The following is a 19,102-nucleotide window of genomic DNA, read 5'->3' as shown; positions in this document are numbered from 1 at the left end:
TATTCGGAGGAGCTCGTGATTGATGTGGGGGGCGACAGTGACAAATAAGCTGGAGAGGGGGAGAGATTCCTAAAGGGAAGACATTCTACTAGGAAAGGGAGAGATAGAATGAGGTTGTCATTTTTGTTGGATCAGAATATTCAAGAGTTTGGCGAGTATCCCTTTTTATACTATGGTGAAAAGAAATTCACAAATGTCGAGACAAGAGCATATGCCAATCAGTTAGCGATAGAGTTACAGCGGTCAGGAATTAAAAAAGGAGACCGTGTGATCGTTATGATGCCGAACAGTCCAGAAGTTCTCATTGCCTATCAAGCGATAACGAGAGCTCAAGCGGTCATTGTTCCAGTACTCTTTACTCTTCACCCGAAGGAAATCGCCTATATAGCTGAGAATTGCGAGGCAGCTAGAATACTTTCATCTTCCTCCATCCAAGGTCAAGTCAATCAGATTGAGAAAGAACTGAGTACAAATATCCCCATTGTCATGATAGATGATTTGAGTGATCTGACATCCCCCTCGGTCCGAGTAGAGGAGAATGACGGCATGCATGTGCCAGACTTCAATGATGATGAGGTAGCAGTCATTTTGTATACATCAGGCACCACTGGCAGTCCGAAAGGTGTCATGCTTACTCATAGGAATTTATATAAGAATGCGGTTAACTCCTCCGTTCATGCTAATGTGGAACGCGGGTCCACAATTGGGGCTTTGCCTCTTGCTCATGTATTTGGTCTGACCATTTCACATGCGTGCTATGTGACAGGGAGCTCAATTGTCATCTTTCCCCGTTTTATTCCGAGTGAAATCTTTTCGGCAATTGAGAGATATCAAGTAAAGTCATTTTCAGTCGTTCCAGCCATGATTTATGCCATGATGGCTTCAAATGATGCTGAGCGTTTCGACTTAACTAGCCTGGAATCGGTCAGCTCAGGCTCTGCGCCGCTCCCTGTTTCATTGCTGCAAGCCTTTGAGAAGAAATTTGGCGCTTCTGTATATGAAGGGTACGGTTTATCTGAGGCAAGTCCCATTGTTACGGCCCATAAGAAAGGAATACCCATTAAGCCTGGGTCTGTCGGTATTCCAATTCCGGGCGTGGAATTAAAGGTTGTAGATACGACAGGACAGGAAGTTCCAAGAGGAGTTATTGGCGAAATCGTTTTAAGGGGAGAGCATATCACCCCGGGATATTTTCAGAATGAACGTGAATCAGAGAAGGCAATTGTTCAAGGATGGCTTCATACGGGTGATATTGGCCAGATGGACGATGAGGGGTATCTCTATATCGTTGACCGGAAGAAGGACCTTATTATTAAGAATGGATTTAATATATATCCTCGGGATTTAGAAGAGGTTCTCTCAAGACATAAAGCGGTCATTGAAACAGCGGTTATTGGTGTTCCTGATGAACAGTCCGGTGAGGAGGTCATGGCCTGTGTCGTTAAAAAGCCTAATGAAGAGGTTACGGAAGAGGAGCTCATCGCTTATTGTGCAGAACAGATAGCTAAGAATAAGCTTCCAAAGCATATTGTTTTTCTCTCGGAGCTTCCGCGTAATGGTGTCGGAAAGGTATTGAAGGCAAGTTTACGTAAATCGATTGCGGAGGGAAAAGTCTAATTGAATAAGCATGAAGGAGTGAGTACGCTATGCGTAAGACAATCACGGCGACGCCCAGGGGGTTAATGGTTGATTCTTTCCCTTATCGCCTTTATCAAAAAGCCAAAAAAGTTGGTACGTGGAATCCGGCAGAAATTGACTTCACACAGGATGCGAAGGATTGGCAGGCGGCAACCGACACTCAAAGGCAGAGTATATTACGCCTTCTCTCCCAGTTTCAGGCTGGAGAGGAAGCGGTTACACTTGATTTGCTTCCTTTAATCATGGCGATTGCAAAGGAGGGACGGATAGAAGAGGAGATGTTCTTGACAACCTTCCTGTTTGAAGAGGCGAAGCATACAGAATTTTTTCGAACGGTACTGGATGCGATTGGCGAAAAAGGTGAATTGAATCTGCTTTTAAGTGACTCCTACAAGCAGGTTTTCCATGTGATTCTTCCTGAAACGATGGACCGTTTGATTACAGATCAGTCTCCTGAAGCCATCGCAGATGCTTCGACGGTATACAATATGTTTGTGGAGGGTGTATTAGCTGAAACGGGCTATTTTTCCTTCTATAAATCGTTGGAGGAGTCAGGGATTATGCCTGGTTTGCTGGAGGGCATCGGGCATTTGAAGAGAGATGAGTCCAGGCATATTGGCTATGGAACCTTCCTTTTACAAAGATTGATTTGTGAGCATCCACATCTTTTAGATGAGGTTATTTTGAAGAGAATGGCTGAAATGACTCCTTTAGCCCTTCAAATTGTTGAAGAAGGATTTGATGATGCAGATATGGAAGCCTTTGGTGCAGAGCCAGAGGAAGTCATGAATTTTGCCATGAAGCAATTGCAGGTTAGAATGGATATCCTGCAGCGAGCTAAAGGAAAACAGCTGAATGAAATCTATGCGGCAAGTAATCATGACCTGAGCCTGATTTAAGGTCTCATTGGATGAGCGTCTATTAATCTTTCAGCCTGCATTCCCTTTTAAATAGCTATATTCTCGAAGAAGAAGGAGAATTGAAGCTTTTTGGCGAAAATAGTAAGCGATTACATTTTTGGGATGGAGGCATTTTTTGATGAGTGAGCGATTTATCGGAAGAACAGCGGTCATTACAGGAGGCAGCAGGGGAATCGGCAAGGCAATTGCTGAGCAGCTGGCATCAGAAAAGGCTGCAGTGGCAGTGCTGGATATTAATGAAGATGCGTTAAAGGCATGTGAAGAGGATTTTAAGTCAAAAGGGTATGATATTATCGTGAAAAAAGCAGACGTCACTTTATCTGCTGAGGTTAATAAAGCAGTCGAGGAAATCGTCGAGCATTTTGGACAGATTGATATTTTGGTCAATAATGCGGGTGTCATTCGTGATAATCTGCTTTTCAAAATGGAGGATGCTGATTGGGATATGGTCATGAATGTGCATTTAAAGGGCTCCTTTAATATGACGCGAGCGGTTCAATCCCATATGGTAAAGCAGAAATACGGAAGAATCATCAATATTTCCTCTACATCAGCGTTAGGAAATCGTGGACAAGTCAACTATTCAGCTGCAAAAGCAGGACTGCAAGGCTTTACGAAGACATTGGCTATTGAGTTGGGCCGATATGGGATTACAGCTAATTCCGTGGCTCCTGGTTTTATTGAAACCGATATGACAAAAGCCACAGCAGAAAGGATAGGCATAACCTTTGAGCAATTAATCGAAGCAAGCGTATCCGCCATCCCAGTAGGGAGGAGCGGGAAACCAGAGGATATTGCCAATGCTGTAGCCTTCTTTGCGGATGAGAAGTCATCCTTTGTAAGCGGACAGGTGCTCTATGTGGCTGGAGGACCCAAAAATTAAGGAGGAAGCTCTATGTTTGAGACGGCAATAGGGAAACAATCAAAACGGGTTAAAAATATCGTGGATCGAAATCGGGTTAAGCTATTCGCCCATGCTATCGGTGATGAGGCATCGATTTATTTGGATGAGTCAGTGGGGGAAGCTTCGCGATATGGCGGTAACATTGCCCCGCCTACATACCCAAGGGTGTTTGATTATGGACAGATTGATGGGTTGAAGCTTCCCGCAAAGGGATTAATTCATGGAGAGCAAATTTATCATTATGAACGTCCGCTTCTTGTCGGGGAAGAGGTATACTGCTATGCGAGAGTCGCAGATTACAAGGAGAGGCAAGGACAGAACGGCAGAATGGGCATTATGCGTATCGAAAACAACGGAGAAGATGCCAATGGACAATCAATCTTTTCTTCAACGGTTGTCATTATCATAAACGAAGCGGCTATAAAGGGGATGAATGAATGAATATGATGGAACGGCTGCAGGCTGGTGAAGGAATTGAACCCATCCAGTTATCTCCGGTAACACCAGAGATTTTGATAGAGTATGCAGAGGCGTCTGGAGATCATAATCCGATTCACCTTGATGAGAAGGAGGCAAAGCAGCTTGGGCTCCCTGGCATCATTGCCCATGGCATGTGGACGATGGGTAATTTAGCGAAACTGTTTACACCTTATTATGAGGAAGGTTTTTTACAGGATTATCAAATCCGGTTCAGGGGAATGGTGTTTTTGGGAGACATCATCACCTTGCAGGCAGAGCTTATGTCAAAGAATGATCGGCTGTTAACATTCCAAGTATCTGCGGTCAATCAACATGGCATTGATGTACTAAAAGGAAAAGCTGTCTTTAAATTATTCCATTAAACAAGGAGAAAGAGGAACCGGTGTTTATACTGGATCCTCTTTCTCCTTTCTACCGATAGAACAAACCTAAGGAAATATCTAGCAGACGCTGTTTTTCATCCTCGGTCAATGTCCTGCCATAAAGAATGACTTCATTATCATGGAATAATTGATGTAAATCATAGGCCCCTTTTGGGTGGATATGTGTTGCTGACTCACGTAAATCTGAATTTCCCAGCAAATAATCCACAGAGACTTCAAAATAATGAGCCAATTGTAAGATACCTTCAATACTTGGTTCGCGTGTCTCTCTTTCATAAGAGCCTAGAGTGGACTGGGCTACCCCAATGATCGATCCCAGCTCTTCTTGTGATAATCGTCTTTCTTTTCGCAATTCTTTTAATCTAGATCCAAAAGAAGATGTCATCGCAGCTCCCCACCTTTTTACGGAACGTATTGTATACTATTATTATAGGACAAAAGAGCTAAATGAGCGAGTGATAGGGTGTAAAAAGAATCTAATTATTACAAATTTAAATGATTATAAGATAGAGTCTTAAGGTCTATACTTTTAGTCATTTAGTCATTGGCAGGATATTAGGGTTTAGCCGTAATCCTTGAAAATATGATTTGTACAGGTGCTTATATCCCTTCAGTATTATAGACTTTTTTGGAGTCTAAATTGACCCCATACCAGCCCTGAGTAGCCATATGCTGAGATTCTCCATCATCAATGACTTCATAAACATGAATACAAATATCGCTGCTGCCCGGCACATTGCCTTCTATATCAAAGTGGATATTCGAATCATTCGTATAACCGACATACTCTTTAACGAGTTTAATGGCTTCTGTGGATTCTTTAGAAGTGGAGGTGTCTGACTGCTCATCTGACTCTGTATCAGCTGTTTCTTCAGTCGACGGCTCTGAAGAGGAATCCTCTGTGCTGTTTGAAGCTTCGATAGATTGATCATCCTTATTCGTTTCGGCTTTATTCGTTTCAGTCTCATTTGTTTCGGCCTTATTTGTTTCAGTCTCATCGTTAACTTCTGCTTCAGCTGTATCCTCTGTGTTCTCGTTTGAATCGGCATTTTGTAGTTGTTCTTCTAAATCTGTGATGGTTTCCTCAGCTTTTTTAATTTCCTTCTGTTGGTTCTCGTTTTCCTTCTTTTGTTCCGCTAAGGACTTTTTTAAACTTTCGATTTGTTTTGTCTTTTGTTCCAGTTCATTGATATGGCCGCGATGTGGCAGCAGATAACCTATCATTGTACCAAATAATAAAAATGTGATACCCATTACGAGCAGGGCAATGGTTCTTCTTTTTTTTCTATTCACGTAAATCCTCCCTCATAATATGTATAGGTCTATTATAGCTGATAAAATTTTTCTAATATAGTTTAAACCTAAACAAAATAGTGAAAAAATACGATAATTCATAAAAAGTGAAATAAAAAGGTGATTGATCATGCAGGTTTATTTACAAACGGAGAGAACGGTGATGAGGGAGATTGTGTTAAAGGATGCAGATGAACTGCTGGCCATTTGTCGACAGCCTTCTATTCTTAAATGGCTTCCTCAATGGAATGTTAGCTTGACTCAATTGCGGAATTGGATTAGGAAGGTGAATGCAAATCCATTCCAAGAGGGGACAGGGACTGGAAGAATGGTGCAGGTCATTTGTTTAAAAAACGAGGGAACCATGATAGGACTGTTGGCAGCAGAGAGGAAACCAGATGTAGATAACCAGCTGGAGATTGGGTATTTTCTTGTGGAGGAATATAGGGGAAATGGGATTATGACGGAAGTACTCGAGGCTTGGATTTCATGGATGCGGGAAAGGTATTGGCAAGGCTCTTTCATCGCTCTTGCCAACCCGGATAATGAAGCTTCTCAAAGGCTTCTTCACCGGATTGGTTTTTGCCGAGTTTCAACCATAGCAGTGAATAGGGAATATGATGGGAGGGTGGTTTATGATTGTTTTCAGCTAATGCTCGGACGGTCCTTAAAAAAGGCTAACGCAAAAAGCCAGGGGCATCAAGTATGAACCTGGCTTACGAGTATCTTATATTATTTATTTTCGGCCGCCGTCATTGGAATCGCTTTCATAAATAAACCGGATATAAGCAGCAGCAGGCTCCCAGCCATAATCGTCGTATGGAAGACCAGGATGCTTGAAGAACCAGCTTCACCGATTAAGGAATAGGATACGCGGAAAAGTACACGGTAGAAGAAAAGCATGAACAGGAAAATACCGACAGAGTATAGTATTCTGTCCATCCGTTGATTAGAAGTGGTAAGGAAGCAGAGGGCAATCACAAATACAGCTAAAGCAAACGCAAGAGTTACATACATCATATATTCCTCCTTCGCAAGTCCTTTTACATAATTTTACTATATCGGATAATTTAATGAAAGGTAATTTTCACTAAATTGTTATAAATATTTATTTTAATCCATTGACATGAAGTTTATTTTATGATTTTATATTTCTTTTCCTCACAAGGGGATTGACGTTTAGACAGAGGATTTAAGAATCTTTGTTTGCTGCTGCAGCTTTAGTGCTTGTCTCGGAACCAATGTCAGCATTGCCTTTAATACTGATCTCAAAAACAAAAAGACTGCAGACTTATTTATCCTAATTGGATGTTGTCTGCAGTCTAAGAATCCTCATGGTTAATAAGAGGACTTATGGAGTCCCTATACTGCGCTTAGCATTCATCTCTATGATGAAGACATGATTGGTAAGCGCAGCGTCCAATCATGACATAACGGGTACTCGGATGGAACGAATCACATTATTTATATATTTTCTGCGTTTGTAAATAAAAGATTTTAACTCTTCGATGGTTAAAGGTGTTTCAGCTACATCACAGTAATTGGGCCCTTTTCCGTGAGTTGTCCATTTCTGTGCATCCTCATAAAACATTAATGTCCACTGTCCGCCTCTAATATGGTCCTCAAAGACGAAATAAAATTTGTTACCTGCTTCATCCAAAGAAGAGATTGACTTAAAGTTTTCTAAGAAGTGATCAACATCTTTTTTGTACACTATGACTTTCATCCAATATCCCTCCAATTAAGTAATGAGTCTACTCATTTCATCTTTTCTTATTTAATTATATAGATTTATCAAATTTTTCTCCATAGCAATATAATTGAAGTTTCTTCCTCGTCTTCTTTTCCTACCAATGAACCAAGACAAACGGTTTATATTGAAAGGAGACAGGGGAAAGGGGAGACCATTTAAAAAGAGAAATTATGATGGATGATAAGGAAAAAATCGTGTTTTTTATTTTTGGTGCTTCATCTTTCCTCTTTTCTAACGAAATAAAGAATAGGTGGTTCTTTTGTTGCTTGAAAAGGGGGTGGCTTGGTGGAATGTAGAATTTGCGGCAGGAATATGAAGACGAGGGGACATTATTGCTATGATTGCGGAAGAAAAAAGAAAAGGAAACGCTCCAACTTTATTGCAATAATCCAAATCTTTTCGCTCTTCTTGCTTTCATTTACTCTCTTTCATTTATTCTCGAACCGACCAGAAAAGACAGTGATAGGAACAACTCCACAAGTATCCATAGAAAAGCCGGAAATGGCAGAGATAAAACGGGAAGAGGAAGAATACCTTGATGAAGAGCATTTATCAGGTGAGACAGAAGAGAAGGTGCCGGCACCAAAAAGAGAGGATATTTCAGCAGTCTCAAAGCCGCCTGATGAAATAACGGATGATGTGCAGAGAGATCTATCTGCTCTAATTCAAGATTCACACCAAAAGGTATATACGATTTACACGGATCAAAATCAAGGTTCTGGATTTTTAATCAATGAGCAAGGTGATGTACTGACAAATGCGCATGTAGTAGAGGGATTTTTTACGATTACAGCTGTTGATTCCTCTAATCAAGCCTTTGTAGGCAATGTTATCGGCTATTCCAATGAGACAGATATTGCTGTTATCCGTTTTCCAGCATTAAGCGGACAAGTATCACTTAGGCTGGATAAACAAAATAAGTATGGAATTGGTGTAGATGTGTTAGCTTTAGGAAGTCCTAATAGGCAGGCAGGAGCCGCAACACTAGGGCAAATATCCGGTATTGAACGGAGCTTTTACATTGGTGAAAGAATATATGAGAATCTATATCAAATGACAGCAAAGATTGGTCAAGGATCAAGCGGCGGACCCTTGTTATCCATTCAAAGCGGTGAGGTCATCGGCATAAACTCCGCAAGGTCTTTGGAGGATGATTCAGTTGGATTTACAATTCCTATGACAGATGTATATCCGCTCATAGAGAGATGGATTGCGTCGCCTCTTTCTGCAGATGATGTTATGGCTTTATTCTATAATGAACATGGGAAGCTTTATTATGAAGAAGAGCAGGAAGACGTGAAAGAGAAAGAATGGTATTTTGATGGTGGAGAAAAAACAGATGATGAAAAATCCTATTATGAAATTCCGGAAGAATGGTATTTGGAAGAAGAGTTGACGGACCAAGAGACAACTGATAACCCTAAAGAGGGTACTGGACGGTCAGCAGATAATGAAGAAACACTTTCACTGGATGAGGACTAAAGATATTTTGGGAAGTAAGGCCAAACAGGTTGGTTTGGCCTTTTGATTCCTTCCGTTAATCATTGATTTTTCCAGTGCCGCAGCATTCTGGGCAATCCTTTACAGCTGGATATAGACGTATTGCGCGGTTAAAAGCATCCTCATATGAAAAATGACTCACTTCTGTCAGGCGGATAATCTCTCTGTCCAATTTCTCATATTGTTCATGCTGTTCATCATATATTTTCCCATCAAAACAATCTCTGCAATTCCCCAATATCCCAAGCCTCCCAATTTCTATTTATATCCATTGTATCGAATGGACGATTTGGGGGCAAAGAGACAGCTTATTGAATATATTTGAATGATATTTTAGCAAGATTTAAATAAACTGGCCTAAAGTTTGAAAGATAATATGAATAAAATAGATTCATGATATGCGCTTTACATAAAGGGGCATTCAATATATCAACCAGCAGCAGAAAGAAATGGCTGGGTCAGTCAATAGAAGATGTAAAAAGGAAAGTAACCGGAATAATCGGTGTGGAAGATGTTAAAAGTGATATCTTTATTCTCGATTTTGAAGAAAAAAACACCTCTCAAGAACTGGATGTAAACTCGAGAGGTGTCTAGGGTGGTTAATGTTTAGTTTAAAACTTGTACTTCAACTGTTTTGCGTCCCCATTGCATGGCTTGATCATGTGATGGGATGAATACATCAATTTTGTTGCCTTTGATAGCGCCGCCTGTATCAGCTGCAGTCGCATATCCATAGCCTTCAACATAGACTTTAGAGCCTAATGGAATGACACTTGGGTCAACAGCGATAACTTTTGCATCTGGATTTGCTTTCAGGTTAACACCAGTGGCGGTGGTACCTGAACATCCGTTACAGTTTGCCGTATAGGCCGTTGCTGATACTGTAATGGTTTTTCCGGAATTTTCCTTCTTAGTAGTAGAAGTCTTTTGAACAGGTGTTGCCTTTTTGGTTGTTGTTTGAGTAGTTTGTTTAGTCTGCTTTGCCTTTGCTGGTTGTGCTGTGTTTGTGCTGGCTGCTTGACCATCACCTGCTAGTTTAAGAACCTGTCCTGGGTGGATAACATCAGATTTTAATTGATTCCAAGAACGCAGTTCATTGATTGATACATTCTTAGTATTGGAGATTTTCCATAGGCTATCTCCTTTTTTTACTTTATAAGTTGGTGTGTCTGCTTCTTTTTTGACCACCAATCTAGTATTTTCGATGATTGTATCTGAATCGAGATCATTCAGTCTTTTTATATTTTCTACTGATGTGTCGTATTTTTGAGATATTCCCCAGAGAGTATCTCCTTTTTGTACTTTAATTTCTTGAGCGGATGTTTTTTGCCCACTCATAGCAACGGTGATGGAAGCTACCGCTACAAACGATAATAACGTTTTCTTCATGTAGTTTTAACCTCCTAAAATTGTTTGTATCAGCTAACATTGACAATCTTAACAGGTTTCTCCAAAAGAAGTAATAACGAGGAGATGATAAATACGTTACCGATATAACGCGATTATGTCAGGAATATGTCTATTTGTCAGAAAATTCAAATAACAAAGGGCGATAAAAGAGGGGGATGGACTGGTACTATTACCTTTTTCTTTACTTGGCAAATACTGATATTTTGTCATAATTGTAACACAAATAACCATTTGTTGTTTAAAATGGTAAATATTTCAAGTGTTTTTTAGAGAGAAAAAGGCAAAAATATTAAAAAAAGAGGTTTAAAAATTGAAATATCTGGTAATGAATTGGGTGAAAATGTCAATTACATTTACCGTAAAGTCGTTTTCTTGAGCAGAAAAAGCGAAAAGGATGATTGGAGAATGTCGGTCAAATGACCAGAGGTATTCTATAGAAGGAATCAATCATTTTCGATTTTCAACTTAGAGAATTACATATTTATAGTATAAACTAAATTCTGACAAAAATTAAGCTTTTTTTGAAAAAGTTGTAGAAATTTTCCCTTCATATTTATATATCGGTTTATATATTATAGAAGAAACTCGATATATCGCTTTTTGGCCATCTTTGTTGCGGGGATTAGTTTATGTCTGTTCTTAGAATTCGACAAACAAAGATACAGAGATAAATTAAAATAAAGGTGAACAGAAGAACGGCTGGAAAGGGGATGAGGATTAAATCGAGAAAAATCAAAGTCTGTTTGCTGGTGCTTGGAGCTGGATTAAGACACTGACTGTTGCCATTCTTCTGATACTGATCGTACGGACATATATTTTGACGCCTTATAAAGTGGATGGACTTTCTATGGAGCCTACTTTGCACCATCAGGAGAGAATTCTTGTAACACCCAGTATAGGAGATGCTGCCTTTAGCCGCGGAGAGATTGTTGTGATAAAAGGAAATGGCTATGAACGATATGTAAAGAGAGTGATTGGGCTGCCAGGTGACAAGGTTGAAGTGAAAGAGGATGAATTATATATCAATGATGAGAAATGGAAGGAAGCATACCTCAACGAAACTGGTACGGGGGATCTTTCTCCTATACTTGTACCAGAGCAGAGTTACTTTGTAATGGGAGATAATCGGATGGTGAGTATGGATAGCAGGAATGGGCTTGGATTTATTCACGAAGATCGGATTATTGGGAAAGGAAAAGTTGTTTTCTATCCTTTTCGAAATATGCGGGTCATTCAGTAAAAACATTGTTTTCGAAGGTGGATTGGGTGGATAATACCGAGTTTCTTCTATATATATAGTTCACAGCGGATAATTAATCATAAAGTCTGAAGGGAAATGCATTCTTTCGGAGAATCATAAATACTATTAAGAGCTTTGGAGGGATGAAGTATGCTAAAAAGGCATGAAGTTCTGATTAAGCAGCTAGCTGATTATCGGCATGAGTTTTTGGAAGCGGTTTCGGTCATTGGGGAAGAGGAGGCAGATGTGATTCCTGAGGGGTATCAGGATAATATCCGTTGGCATATGGGACATGTATATGTGAATCAATATTTATGGATCCAGCATTTAACGAAGGAAGAGATTGTCATGCCAAGGAATTTCATTAAATGGTTTGGATTTGGTACAAGTCCTCTGGATTGGGAAGAAGAGATTCCAAGCTTGGATTATTTAAAAAGACTGCTTGCCATTCAGCCGTTTATGATTCGTGATTTATATGGGGAGCGGCTGGAGGAACAATATCCTACTACTGAATCAGGTATCCACACAATTGCTCAAGTGTTGGTCAGGACCATCCATCATGAAGGAATTCATTTAGGAAACATTCAAGCGATTAAGAGGGCCATTTCTGCTAGTAAAGTATATGATTAGAATTCAGACTGGGACTATTTCAGGGCACGAATGATGTGGTTTGTTACTATTCTGTCATAATTCACTTATTGAATGATTGATTTTGTCTTGTAATTGTCATAGTGATGAAAAAAAGCATCTGCCTGCATGGATTATGCAGGCAGATGCTTTTATTTATGAGACTCCTTTTTCTCTTCATGATAGTCCTCCAAGCGGACCTCTTCTTTGTAGGCGATTTTGTGCTTTGTGTCGTTGATTGGGTCTGTCTGTTTTTTGTCTGTGGAGCCTGTCATCGCTGAATCAAAGGGCGTATATTGATTGTTTGGTACTTTATGATTCCTTTTCATTCTAAAGAAAGAATAGCCGATAAAGACAGCGAGCAGTAGAATGACGATAAATTCCATCATGACAAATCACCTCTTCATAAGTACTTCTTTTCATATAATCCCCTTAACATTCTGTAACTAAACGGATGGATTTAGTAGAATGAATGGCACGAATGGGAGTAAATGGGTATGTGAATAGAGTTTTTTAGAGATAATCTCTTGTTTTATCCACAAGTATATTTATATTTATATACTTTTATTACATAAAGGTTACATTGAATACATCAGTCTTACAATAACGTTATAATCTGATGAATTGATTTATTTCTCACTCATGATTTTGGTATAGTACAAGAGTAGCAAGCAAGACGTTTAAAAAAACGCGAACAAAAAGGAGTATCTATGAAAAACAATCAAAGAAAAAGACTGACTAAACTGTTCATCATTTCGATGTTTGTTGTTGCTCTTGTCCTAAGTACAGCTTTACCAGGAAAAACAAATACAGTAGAAGCAGCAGGCTTCAAGTATTCAAGTAAAGTGCCACTATCAAAAGCCAACCAGAAATATTTATATGATCTTTGTGTAAAAAGAGGATTGAACTACAAACATACTTTAGCTGTCATCAAGCATGAGAGCAATTTCAAAGCAAAGGCTAAAGGCGGTTCAAACTATGGTTTGTTCCAAATCAATAAAGTGAATCATAAGAACTTAGCAAAAGTGACCAAAACAAAGAATAGCCCATATAATGTAAAGGTAAACATGAACTGGGGTACATACATGCTTTCCAACCTTCAGAAAAAGTATGCAAAAAAAGGCTACAAAGGAACAGCTCTTCGTGAAGCCGTTTTAAGTGCTTATAATAAAGGGGAAGGCGGCTTTGCCAAATATGGCAAAGCGACAGCTTATATTAAGCGTCATAATCAAGCTTATAAAGTCGTAAACTCTTGGTTATAAGATTAGAAAAGCGTTCAACCTGTAATGGTTGAACGCTTTTTTTGACTAAATTATAAATAAGATTTGCGAGTTTGAAAGTCTTCCTTCGGATAATACGCATTTTTGACCAAAACATTAGGCCCTAAGCATTTTACGGCTGGACAATGGCAATTCAAAGAGCGGGCAAGCTCCGTATCCATCCATTTCTGATAAACCTCAGGTAAAGAATGTTCAAGGATATTCCCAAGAGCGGGGGCATCACCGAAGTCGGTCACGATTACCTCGCCGCTAAAGATATTAACGTTCAAACGGGAACGTCCGTCTGGATCATTCCGAATGGTCACGTTCTTGCCCGCATATAATCGCTCTAATAAGAGGAGATCATCTTGATTGCTGCTGCATGGATAAAACGGCAATGTACCAAAGAGCATCCAAACCTCTTCTTTCCTGCAATCGAGCAAATGGTGAATGGCTTTTCGGATTTCATCTAGGGACAGGGATTCAAGTGCAGAAGCGAAATCACTCGGATACATTGGATGAATTTCATGTCTTCTGCAGCCCATTTCTTCGGTTATTTGTTTATGTATCTTCTCTAAGTAGGGAAGCGTCCTTTTATTGAGCATCGTTTCAGCAGAGACGAGTACACCAGCTTTATTCAATTGAATCGAATTCGTAATGATATTTTGAAAAAGGGCTTCTCGCTGTTTATAGGTAGGTTTTCGCTCCATCATGGCAAAGCCGCCTTCTACAAATTCATCGATGGTTCCCCAATTGTGGGAGATGTGTAATACATCCAAATAGGGGATGATGGATTCATATCGTTCAAGCGGCAGTGTGAGGTTTGAGTTGATTTGTGTACGGACACCTCGCTCGGCTGCATATTTCAGCAACGGAACAACATAGTTCTCCACACTTTTCTTGGCAAGCATCGGCTCACCGCCCGTAATACTGATTGACCGCAGATGAGGAATTTCCTCTAGTCTTTGAATTAGCCGTTCCAGTGGAATAGCATTCGGGTCTTTCGGCTGCAGGGTGTAGCCGACTGCACAATGCTCACAGCGCATATTGCAAAGGGTTGTTGTAGTGAACTCTATATTAGAAAGAGTCATTTTGCCATATTGTGATACGTCCATATAGGCTTCCCACGGGTCAAAATCTGGACTGATTGCCGCTTGAGCCTCTTTGTTAACACTAATCATGATCGATCTCCTCAAGGTTAATTTTCATACCCCATATTATGGTCACTTTTGATAAAATATGTCAATTAAACAAAACTGAATAGAATAGCCAAAGAAACAGGAAGAAGACGCTTGATGTCAATCATAGGTCATTCCTGTGAAAAAACGTAACAAATCGAATGGACCATTGATTATAGGTTTGCTTATAGAAGATAATGGAAATGGTAGTAAGGAGTTCCGTCTCTATCCTATCAAGGCGAAGTATGGAAAAGGTTCATTTGACCGAAGCATTAAAAGACGTGTCAGGAAAGCTTGATGATGTTTTAACAGCTGCTCAATCACTTGAAGAATATGAAGGAGTGAGCGTATTGAGAAGATTTACGAAGAGCACTATAGGGTTCTTACTAGTCATTGGACTTGGCTATGCAGCAGGGACATCCATTTATGCCGGATCGAATGAATCAGCGGAGAATGACTTGCCAAAGACGAAGGTGGATTATAAAGGAGAGCCCATTCAAATTTATATTGGGAATCCTGATGAGGAGAAAAGCAAAGATATATCAGACTGGGCTGATGGGCTCTCTGAAAAGACCATTCAGAAGGCCTTGGAGGAGTTTGAGAAATCAACAGGCATTCCTCTGAATGAAATGGATGAGAAACAGGCAAATTGATTAATTCCTCTTTTAGAGCACTTAATGTAAAATGAATAGTACAGCTCGTTAGAAAGAGAGGAATGGAAAATGGAAGTTGTAAAGTCAGTAGAGCAATTTAATGAACAAATCGCACAAGATCACTTAACAGTGGAAATCTTCACAACAACATGGTGTCCAGACTGCAAGCGTTTTGATATGTTTATAGATGAGATTGTGGCAGAACATCCAGATAAGAAATGGTATAAGGTTGATAAGGATGAATTTCCTGAACTAGCTGAGCAATACGATGTTATGGGGATTCCAAGTCTTCTCCTATACAAAAATGGAGAAAAAGTAGCGCATTTGCATAGTGCTCATGCGAAGACGCCTGATCAGGTTCGGGCATTTTTGAATGAATGGGCATGAAGAAATAGGAAAGCACAAGACCGTTTACGGTCTTGTGCTTTTTTAGGCTTCTTATTGTTTTATGGAGCTGGATTGCTTAGCTTCAGAAAGGAGTCTGAGAAAATGTGTCTCATCGAGCATTTTGATGGGGGAACCATTTTCCTGAAGTTCACGAGCCTTGATTTCCTTTGAGCTGATTCCTTTACCGCTGACTAATGCTTGATCCTGTGTTCCAATGATCAGGTAATCGGTCTTTTTACTAACACTTGATTTTAATATCCCTCCGAAATTGACAACCAACTGCATGGCTTCTATTCGTTCCATGGAATCTAGGTCGCCCGTGAATACGAAGGTCTTCCCATAAAGAAGATTGGACTCATCTGCTTCTTTCGTTGGTGTGACATCGCCTATTTTAATTGATTGAGAGAATTTTCTGCCCGCAGTTTTTTTCTCTTTACTGAATGAGTTCATTGGTTTCAGCTCGGATAATCGCTTAACTGGTAATGTTGGATGGGCATGCTGAAATTCTGTGAATGAATGCTGACCAGTGGCTTCCATGCTTTTAAGAACCAGCTCAGCACAGGCTCTCGCATCTGCTAAAGCATGATGATGCTCCTCTATCTGAATGCCAAAAAAATTTGTGCGCTCTTTTAAGGATTGCTTGACTCGCTCTCCCTTAATAGCACGATTGGAGATAGGGATACTGCAGCAATAGCTCATATCAGGTACTGGAATTTGGTATTCTTTCAGACAGGCTTTTAATACACTCATATCGAAATAGGCATTATGGGCAATAATCATTGTATCCGTAAAATCTGCCTTAATTATTTCCCATACATCCTTAAAAGAAGGTGCATGTGTGACATCATCAGCTGTAAGACCGTGCACTCGTATATGATTAGGATCGAAATTCATGATAGGCGGCCGGATTAGAAAATATTTTTCGTCTTTGATGGTTTGATTATCCACATAGACGATGCCAAGTGAGCAAGCGCTATTGGGATACCGATTGGCTGTTTCGAAATCAATCGCAATAAAATCCACGCAAATCCTCCTAGAGCTGTCACGCTAGACAGGTTTTTTAGATTATCTTCTATTATATCAGGTATTGGAAGAGAGAGAGTTTGGAGAGCTTGAAAATGAGTCTAGCTTTTCTTTCATATTATTGTACAATATATGAATGAAGAATCGATAAAATGAATAGTGGAGTAGTGATGGGTTTGGCGTCCAATCAGAATGATTGCTTAATAAAGGCTGTTCTTTTGGCCGGCAAAATTATGCTGGAAAATGGAGCGGAAACAAGCAGGGTAGAGGATACGATGGAAAGGATGATGTGCAAGGCACTCTGCAAAAACCAAAACGAGGAGACCTTCACCTACATAACCTTAAATGGGATTTTTGTCAAAACGGATATGCACAATACGAGTTTTGTCCGGATTGATAACCGTGATTACAATCTTGATAAAATCACCAAGGTAAATCAAATCTCTCGTTTCTTTACAGAAGACCTTTTGACTATTGAGGAAGTGTACGCAAGATTGCAGATGGTCGATAAAGAACAAATGGGCTATTCCCTCTTGATGAAATTTATTTTTACAGCCATTCTAAGCGGCAGTGTTATGCTGATCATGAATGGCACCTTCATTGATTTGCCAGCAAGCATGATTGGCGGATTAGTCTGTTATTTGGCTTATTTGCTTGCCTATCGGTACTTGAAAATTCCATTTATTACGGAATATATAGCAGCCTTTTTGGGCGGTCTGGCAGCTTTCATCGTCAATAGTATGGTGGGGAGCCACTTAAGTTCTGTCATGATCGGAACGGTGGCACCCCTTGTTCCTGGTATAGCCATTACGAATGCTATTAGGGACATTTTAGCGAAGCACTATATTTCGGGCTCCATCCGCATGGTAGAGGGAATCTTTATTGCCGGATCGATTGGCACAGGAATAGCAACCGTTTATTATATTTTCATACAGTAGGAGTCAAATAGGATGTCAAATCTCGTTTTTCATATGGTGTTTAGTTTTCTATCATCCATCTCATTTGCCATTATATGCAATGTACCAAAGAAGTCGATCCCGATGGGCGGGATTGTAGGTATGCTCGGCTGGATGGGATATGTTCTCTTAAGCATGAATGGGTACGGTGTATTCCCGGCAAGTGTGGTTTGCTCCTTGCTGCTGGCCTTTGCCGGGCAAATAGCCGCTAGAATTTTTAAAATGCCGTTGACCGTTTTTTATGTGCCAGGGTTGGTTCCAATCGTTCCTGGTATTTCGGCATTCCAGGCATTTAGACAATTGACCCTCCATGATTATGAGGCAGCAGCCACGGGTTTTTTGAATGTCGGATACTGTGCGGTTGGGATCGCCTGCGGCATTGTCATTTCAGATATGTTGTTCAGATCCATTCTCGGTCTGTATCGAATAGTGAAACGAAGAACAGCAGCTTAATAAACAAGAGAACAGCTTGAGCGGCCAGTTTGGAAACTCAAGCTGTTCATATGATAGCTGCTAGTTTTGCCCTTGTCTAAATAATTTACGAACCTTCTCAATCTCTTTTAATTCTTCCCAGCGTTCCTCTGCAACATATTCTTCTTTATCACATTTCGGACAATAGATTCCAACGATTAAATTACCTTCCCGGCCAATTCGATGCCATTCGTGAGTACATAATTTTTGTTTAACCAGCTTGTACAAACCCATCTTTACGTCTCCTTTAATCTTGTTTCTTCTCTGCCAAAATAGCAAGAAAGAAGGACCCTTGCCTCGTTCATGAATCTAGCACGCAAATTTGTGATGAAGCCATCTGCTATACTAATTTCATTAGTTGACTAGCGTTAGACATGAAAATCTGTTTTTCTATATATTGTAAATTATACAGAAAGATTGAAAGAAGAAAAGGGATGATTTTCCGTTATCTTGTCGAATTTAAAAAAATGTTTATGAAAACATAATCTAGGAAGTGAATGAGATGATAATTCGTCAGGCAAATAGCTCAGATGCGCCTTCGATTGCAAGGGTGAATGTGGAGAGCTGGCATTCAACGTATAAGGGAATCGTCCCAAAAAGATATCTGGAGGCCATGTCCGCTGAACAATATGCAAAAAAGTGGGGGAGAATCATTGAAAATCCAGCCTCCATTGTCCTGGTTGCAGAAATAGACAGCCAAGTAATCGGATACATAAGCGGTGGGATGGAACGAAGCGGAAAATTGCCTTATGAAGGAGAGCTTTATGCCATCTATCTCTTAAAAGAGCACCAAAGAAAAGGGATAGGGAAGAAGTTGGTTAAGAAATGGCTGGGAGAAATGAGGAAAGAAAAATTTCAGAATATGATGGTGTGGGTGATAGATGAAAATCCTTCAAAAAGATTTTATGAAGCGATGGGTGGAAAGACCTTCATTCAGGAGAAGCTGCTTATTTCAGGTAAGGAACTGAAGGAGCTTGGTTATGGGTGGTCAAGCTTAGATGATGTACTTATATAGCCTGGAGCCCGC

The 19,102-nt window shown here is 40.0% G+C and carries 25 protein-coding genes; 15 read left to right on the top strand and 10 right to left on the bottom strand.

The annotated features are described in order from the left end of the window. Positions 1 to 108 precede the first annotated feature (108 nt). From AC622_RS12415 to AC622_RS12395, 5 genes are all read left to right on the top strand, one after another. Positions 109 to 1,617: a class I adenylate-forming enzyme family protein gene (locus AC622_RS12415; RefSeq protein ID WP_049671343.1), complete on the top strand. Its 1,509-nt coding sequence runs from the start codon at positions 109 to 111 to the stop codon at positions 1,615 to 1,617. 29 nt (positions 1,618 to 1,646) lie between these two features. Then, the gene (locus AC622_RS12410; RefSeq protein WP_049671342.1) at positions 1,647 to 2,537 is read left to right on the top strand and encodes a R2-like ligand-binding oxidase; all 891 of its coding nucleotides are present in this window, start codon (positions 1,647 to 1,649) and stop codon (positions 2,535 to 2,537) included. A 139-nt stretch (positions 2,538 to 2,676) separates the two neighbouring features. Further along, the gene (locus AC622_RS12405; protein WP_049671341.1) at positions 2,677 to 3,441 is read left to right on the top strand and encodes a beta-ketoacyl-ACP reductase; all 765 of its coding nucleotides are present in this window, start codon (positions 2,677 to 2,679) and stop codon (positions 3,439 to 3,441) included. A 12-nt stretch (positions 3,442 to 3,453) separates the two neighbouring features. Next, positions 3,454 to 3,903 carry a MaoC family dehydratase N-terminal domain-containing protein gene (locus AC622_RS12400; RefSeq protein WP_049671340.1) on the top strand — a complete coding sequence of 150 codons (450 nt, stop codon included), beginning with the start codon at positions 3,454 to 3,456 and terminating at the stop codon, positions 3,901 to 3,903. Then, positions 3,900 to 4,304 (top strand): MaoC/PaaZ C-terminal domain-containing protein, encoded by a 405-nt coding sequence (locus tag AC622_RS12395; protein WP_049671339.1) that lies wholly within the window; start codon positions 3,900 to 3,902, stop codon positions 4,302 to 4,304. The genes AC622_RS12400 and AC622_RS12395 overlap by 4 nt, the downstream gene beginning before the upstream one ends. 49 nt (positions 4,305 to 4,353) lie before the next feature. Here AC622_RS12395 and AC622_RS12390 read toward each other — a convergent pair whose 3' ends face one another. Together AC622_RS12390 and AC622_RS12385 are read right to left on the bottom strand one after the other, a co-directional pair. After that, the gene (locus AC622_RS12390; RefSeq protein WP_049671338.1) at positions 4,354 to 4,710 is read right to left on the bottom strand and encodes a helix-turn-helix domain-containing protein; all 357 of its coding nucleotides are present in this window, start codon (positions 4,708 to 4,710) and stop codon (positions 4,354 to 4,356) included. A 215-nt stretch (positions 4,711 to 4,925) separates the two neighbouring features. Next, entirely contained in the window at positions 4,926 to 5,618 is a 693-nt protein-coding gene (locus tag AC622_RS12385) for a hypothetical protein (RefSeq protein WP_049671337.1), read from the bottom strand. Positions 5,619 to 5,748: 130 nt separating this feature from the next. Here AC622_RS12385 and AC622_RS12380 point away from each other — a divergent pair, with 130 nt between their 5' ends. Next, entirely contained in the window at positions 5,749 to 6,327 is a 579-nt protein-coding gene (locus AC622_RS12380) for a GNAT family N-acetyltransferase (RefSeq protein ID WP_049671336.1), read from the top strand. A 23-nt stretch (positions 6,328 to 6,350) separates the two neighbouring features. Here AC622_RS12380 and AC622_RS12375 read toward each other — a convergent pair whose 3' ends face one another. Both AC622_RS12375 and AC622_RS12370 read right to left on the bottom strand, forming a co-directional pair. Then, positions 6,351 to 6,638 carry a hypothetical protein gene (locus AC622_RS12375; RefSeq protein WP_156185629.1) on the bottom strand — a complete coding sequence of 96 codons (288 nt, stop codon included), beginning with the start codon at positions 6,636 to 6,638 and terminating at the stop codon, positions 6,351 to 6,353. Positions 6,639 to 7,041: 403 nt separating this feature from the next. Further along, the gene (locus AC622_RS12370) at positions 7,042 to 7,344 is read right to left on the bottom strand and encodes a hypothetical protein (protein WP_049671334.1); all 303 of its coding nucleotides are present in this window, start codon (positions 7,342 to 7,344) and stop codon (positions 7,042 to 7,044) included. 312 nt (positions 7,345 to 7,656) lie between these two features. Here AC622_RS12370 and AC622_RS12365 point away from each other — a divergent pair, with 312 nt between their 5' ends. Continuing rightward, a complete protein-coding gene (locus tag AC622_RS12365) occupies positions 7,657 to 8,853 on the top strand; it encodes a S1C family serine protease (RefSeq protein WP_049671333.1) in 1,197 nt (398 codons plus the stop codon). A gap of 55 nt (positions 8,854 to 8,908) precedes the next feature. On the opposite strand, the gene AC622_RS12360 is transcribed toward AC622_RS12365, so the two are convergent. Both AC622_RS12360 and AC622_RS12350 read right to left on the bottom strand, forming a co-directional pair. After that, complete coding sequence (locus AC622_RS12360) at positions 8,909 to 9,109, bottom strand: hypothetical protein (protein WP_049671332.1); 201 nt, start codon at positions 9,107 to 9,109, stop codon at positions 8,909 to 8,911. Positions 9,110 to 9,477: 368 nt separating this feature from the next. After that, complete coding sequence (locus AC622_RS12350; protein ID WP_049671330.1) at positions 9,478 to 10,260, bottom strand: 3D domain-containing protein; 783 nt, start codon at positions 10,258 to 10,260, stop codon at positions 9,478 to 9,480. A 742-nt stretch (positions 10,261 to 11,002) separates the two neighbouring features. Between AC622_RS12350 and lepB the strand changes: the two genes are divergently transcribed. Beyond that, positions 11,003 to 11,521: a signal peptidase I gene (gene lepB, locus AC622_RS12345; protein WP_082197135.1), complete on the top strand. Its 519-nt coding sequence runs from the start codon at positions 11,003 to 11,005 to the stop codon at positions 11,519 to 11,521. Between the two features lie 150 nt (positions 11,522 to 11,671). Then, positions 11,672 to 12,151 (top strand): DinB family protein, encoded by a 480-nt coding sequence (locus AC622_RS12340; RefSeq protein WP_049671328.1) that lies wholly within the window; start codon positions 11,672 to 11,674, stop codon positions 12,149 to 12,151. 149 nt (positions 12,152 to 12,300) lie between these two features. Here the strand turns inward: AC622_RS12340 and AC622_RS12335 are convergent, their stop codons facing one another. Then, a complete protein-coding gene (locus AC622_RS12335) occupies positions 12,301 to 12,537 on the bottom strand; it encodes a hypothetical protein (RefSeq protein ID WP_049671327.1) in 237 nt (78 codons plus the stop codon). Positions 12,538 to 12,858: 321 nt separating this feature from the next. Here AC622_RS12335 and AC622_RS12330 point away from each other — a divergent pair, with 321 nt between their 5' ends. Further along, positions 12,859 to 13,410 (top strand): phage tail tip lysozyme, encoded by a 552-nt coding sequence (locus AC622_RS12330; protein WP_082197134.1) that lies wholly within the window; start codon positions 12,859 to 12,861, stop codon positions 13,408 to 13,410. Positions 13,411 to 13,460: 50 nt separating this feature from the next. Here AC622_RS12330 and yfkAB read toward each other — a convergent pair whose 3' ends face one another. Continuing rightward, positions 13,461 to 14,588, bottom strand: a complete 1,128-nt coding sequence (gene yfkAB, locus AC622_RS12325; protein ID WP_049671326.1) for a radical SAM/CxCxxxxC motif protein YfkAB — start codon at positions 14,586 to 14,588, stop codon at positions 13,461 to 13,463. A 200-nt stretch (positions 14,589 to 14,788) separates the two neighbouring features. Between yfkAB and AC622_RS12320 the strand changes: the two genes are divergently transcribed. Together AC622_RS12320 and AC622_RS12315 are read left to right on the top strand one after the other, a co-directional pair. Next, positions 14,789 to 15,238, top strand: a complete 450-nt coding sequence (locus AC622_RS12320; RefSeq protein ID WP_156185628.1) for a hypothetical protein — start codon at positions 14,789 to 14,791, stop codon at positions 15,236 to 15,238. Between the two features lie 69 nt (positions 15,239 to 15,307). Next, the gene (locus tag AC622_RS12315) at positions 15,308 to 15,625 is read left to right on the top strand and encodes a thioredoxin family protein (protein WP_049671324.1); all 318 of its coding nucleotides are present in this window, start codon (positions 15,308 to 15,310) and stop codon (positions 15,623 to 15,625) included. A 51-nt stretch (positions 15,626 to 15,676) separates the two neighbouring features. On the opposite strand, the gene AC622_RS12310 is transcribed toward AC622_RS12315, so the two are convergent. Then, positions 15,677 to 16,648 (bottom strand): exonuclease domain-containing protein, encoded by a 972-nt coding sequence (locus AC622_RS12310; RefSeq protein WP_049671323.1) that lies wholly within the window; start codon positions 16,646 to 16,648, stop codon positions 15,677 to 15,679. 152 nt (positions 16,649 to 16,800) lie between these two features. On the opposite strand from AC622_RS12310, the gene AC622_RS12305 reads away from it, so the two are divergent. Continuing rightward, positions 16,801 to 17,586, top strand: coding sequence for a threonine/serine exporter family protein (locus tag AC622_RS12305; protein ID WP_231589525.1), 786 nt, complete (start codon positions 16,801 to 16,803; stop codon positions 17,584 to 17,586). A 12-nt stretch (positions 17,587 to 17,598) separates the two neighbouring features. Then, positions 17,599 to 18,057: a threonine/serine exporter family protein gene (locus AC622_RS12300; RefSeq protein WP_049671321.1), complete on the top strand. Its 459-nt coding sequence runs from the start codon at positions 17,599 to 17,601 to the stop codon at positions 18,055 to 18,057. 60 nt (positions 18,058 to 18,117) lie between these two features. Here AC622_RS12300 and AC622_RS12295 read toward each other — a convergent pair whose 3' ends face one another. Further along, entirely contained in the window at positions 18,118 to 18,309 is a 192-nt protein-coding gene (locus tag AC622_RS12295) for a hypothetical protein (protein ID WP_049671320.1), read from the bottom strand. Positions 18,310 to 18,577: 268 nt separating this feature from the next. Between AC622_RS12295 and AC622_RS12290 the strand changes: the two genes are divergently transcribed. Continuing rightward, positions 18,578 to 19,090: a GNAT family N-acetyltransferase gene (locus AC622_RS12290; RefSeq protein ID WP_049671319.1), complete on the top strand. Its 513-nt coding sequence runs from the start codon at positions 18,578 to 18,580 to the stop codon at positions 19,088 to 19,090. Positions 19,091 to 19,102: the final 12 nt, after the last annotated feature.

The organism is Bacillus sp. FJAT-27916, assembly GCF_001183965.1.
Taxonomy (GTDB): domain Bacteria; phylum Bacillota; class Bacilli; order Bacillales; family Pradoshiaceae; genus Pradoshia.
This window is presented reverse-complemented; position numbering and strand designations above follow the sequence as displayed.

Bases quoted from the DNA above. Each gene is read 5' to 3' on its own strand.
- AC622_RS12405 (WP_049671341.1), top strand. From the start codon at position 2,677: ATGAGTGAGCGATTTATCGGAAGAACAGCGGTCATTACAGGAGGCAGC.
- AC622_RS12300 (WP_049671321.1), top strand. From the start codon at position 17,599: ATGTCAAATCTCGTTTTTCATATGGTGTTTAGTTTTCTATCATCCATC.
- AC622_RS12390 (WP_049671338.1), bottom strand. From the start codon at position 4,710: ATGACATCTTCTTTTGGATCTAGATTAAAAGAATTGCGAAAAGAAAGA.
- AC622_RS12335 (WP_049671327.1), bottom strand. From the start codon at position 12,537: ATGATGGAATTTATCGTCATTCTACTGCTCGCTGTCTTTATCGGCTAT.
- AC622_RS12330 (WP_082197134.1), top strand. From the start codon at position 12,859: ATGAAAAACAATCAAAGAAAAAGACTGACTAAACTGTTCATCATTTCG.
- AC622_RS12395 (WP_049671339.1), top strand. From the start codon at position 3,900: ATGAATATGATGGAACGGCTGCAGGCTGGTGAAGGAATTGAACCCATC.
- AC622_RS12380 (WP_049671336.1), top strand. From the start codon at position 5,749: ATGCAGGTTTATTTACAAACGGAGAGAACGGTGATGAGGGAGATTGTG.
- AC622_RS12305 (WP_231589525.1), top strand. From the start codon at position 16,801: ATGAATAGTGGAGTAGTGATGGGTTTGGCGTCCAATCAGAATGATTGC.
- yfkAB (WP_049671326.1), bottom strand. From the start codon at position 14,588: ATGATTAGTGTTAACAAAGAGGCTCAAGCGGCAATCAGTCCAGATTTT.
- AC622_RS12415 (WP_049671343.1), top strand. From the start codon at position 109: ATGAGGTTGTCATTTTTGTTGGATCAGAATATTCAAGAGTTTGGCGAG.
- AC622_RS12320 (WP_156185628.1), top strand. From the start codon at position 14,789: ATGGTAGTAAGGAGTTCCGTCTCTATCCTATCAAGGCGAAGTATGGAA.
- AC622_RS12315 (WP_049671324.1), top strand. From the start codon at position 15,308: ATGGAAGTTGTAAAGTCAGTAGAGCAATTTAATGAACAAATCGCACAA.
- AC622_RS12375 (WP_156185629.1), bottom strand. From the start codon at position 6,638: ATGATGTATGTAACTCTTGCGTTTGCTTTAGCTGTATTTGTGATTGCC.
- AC622_RS12410 (WP_049671342.1), top strand. From the start codon at position 1,647: ATGCGTAAGACAATCACGGCGACGCCCAGGGGGTTAATGGTTGATTCT.
- AC622_RS12350 (WP_049671330.1), bottom strand. From the start codon at position 10,260: ATGAAGAAAACGTTATTATCGTTTGTAGCGGTAGCTTCCATCACCGTT.
- AC622_RS12400 (WP_049671340.1), top strand. From the start codon at position 3,454: ATGTTTGAGACGGCAATAGGGAAACAATCAAAACGGGTTAAAAATATC.
- AC622_RS12295 (WP_049671320.1), bottom strand. From the start codon at position 18,309: ATGGGTTTGTACAAGCTGGTTAAACAAAAATTATGTACTCACGAATGG.
- AC622_RS12290 (WP_049671319.1), top strand. From the start codon at position 18,578: ATGATAATTCGTCAGGCAAATAGCTCAGATGCGCCTTCGATTGCAAGG.
- AC622_RS12370 (WP_049671334.1), bottom strand. From the start codon at position 7,344: ATGAAAGTCATAGTGTACAAAAAAGATGTTGATCACTTCTTAGAAAAC.
- AC622_RS12340 (WP_049671328.1), top strand. From the start codon at position 11,672: ATGCTAAAAAGGCATGAAGTTCTGATTAAGCAGCTAGCTGATTATCGG.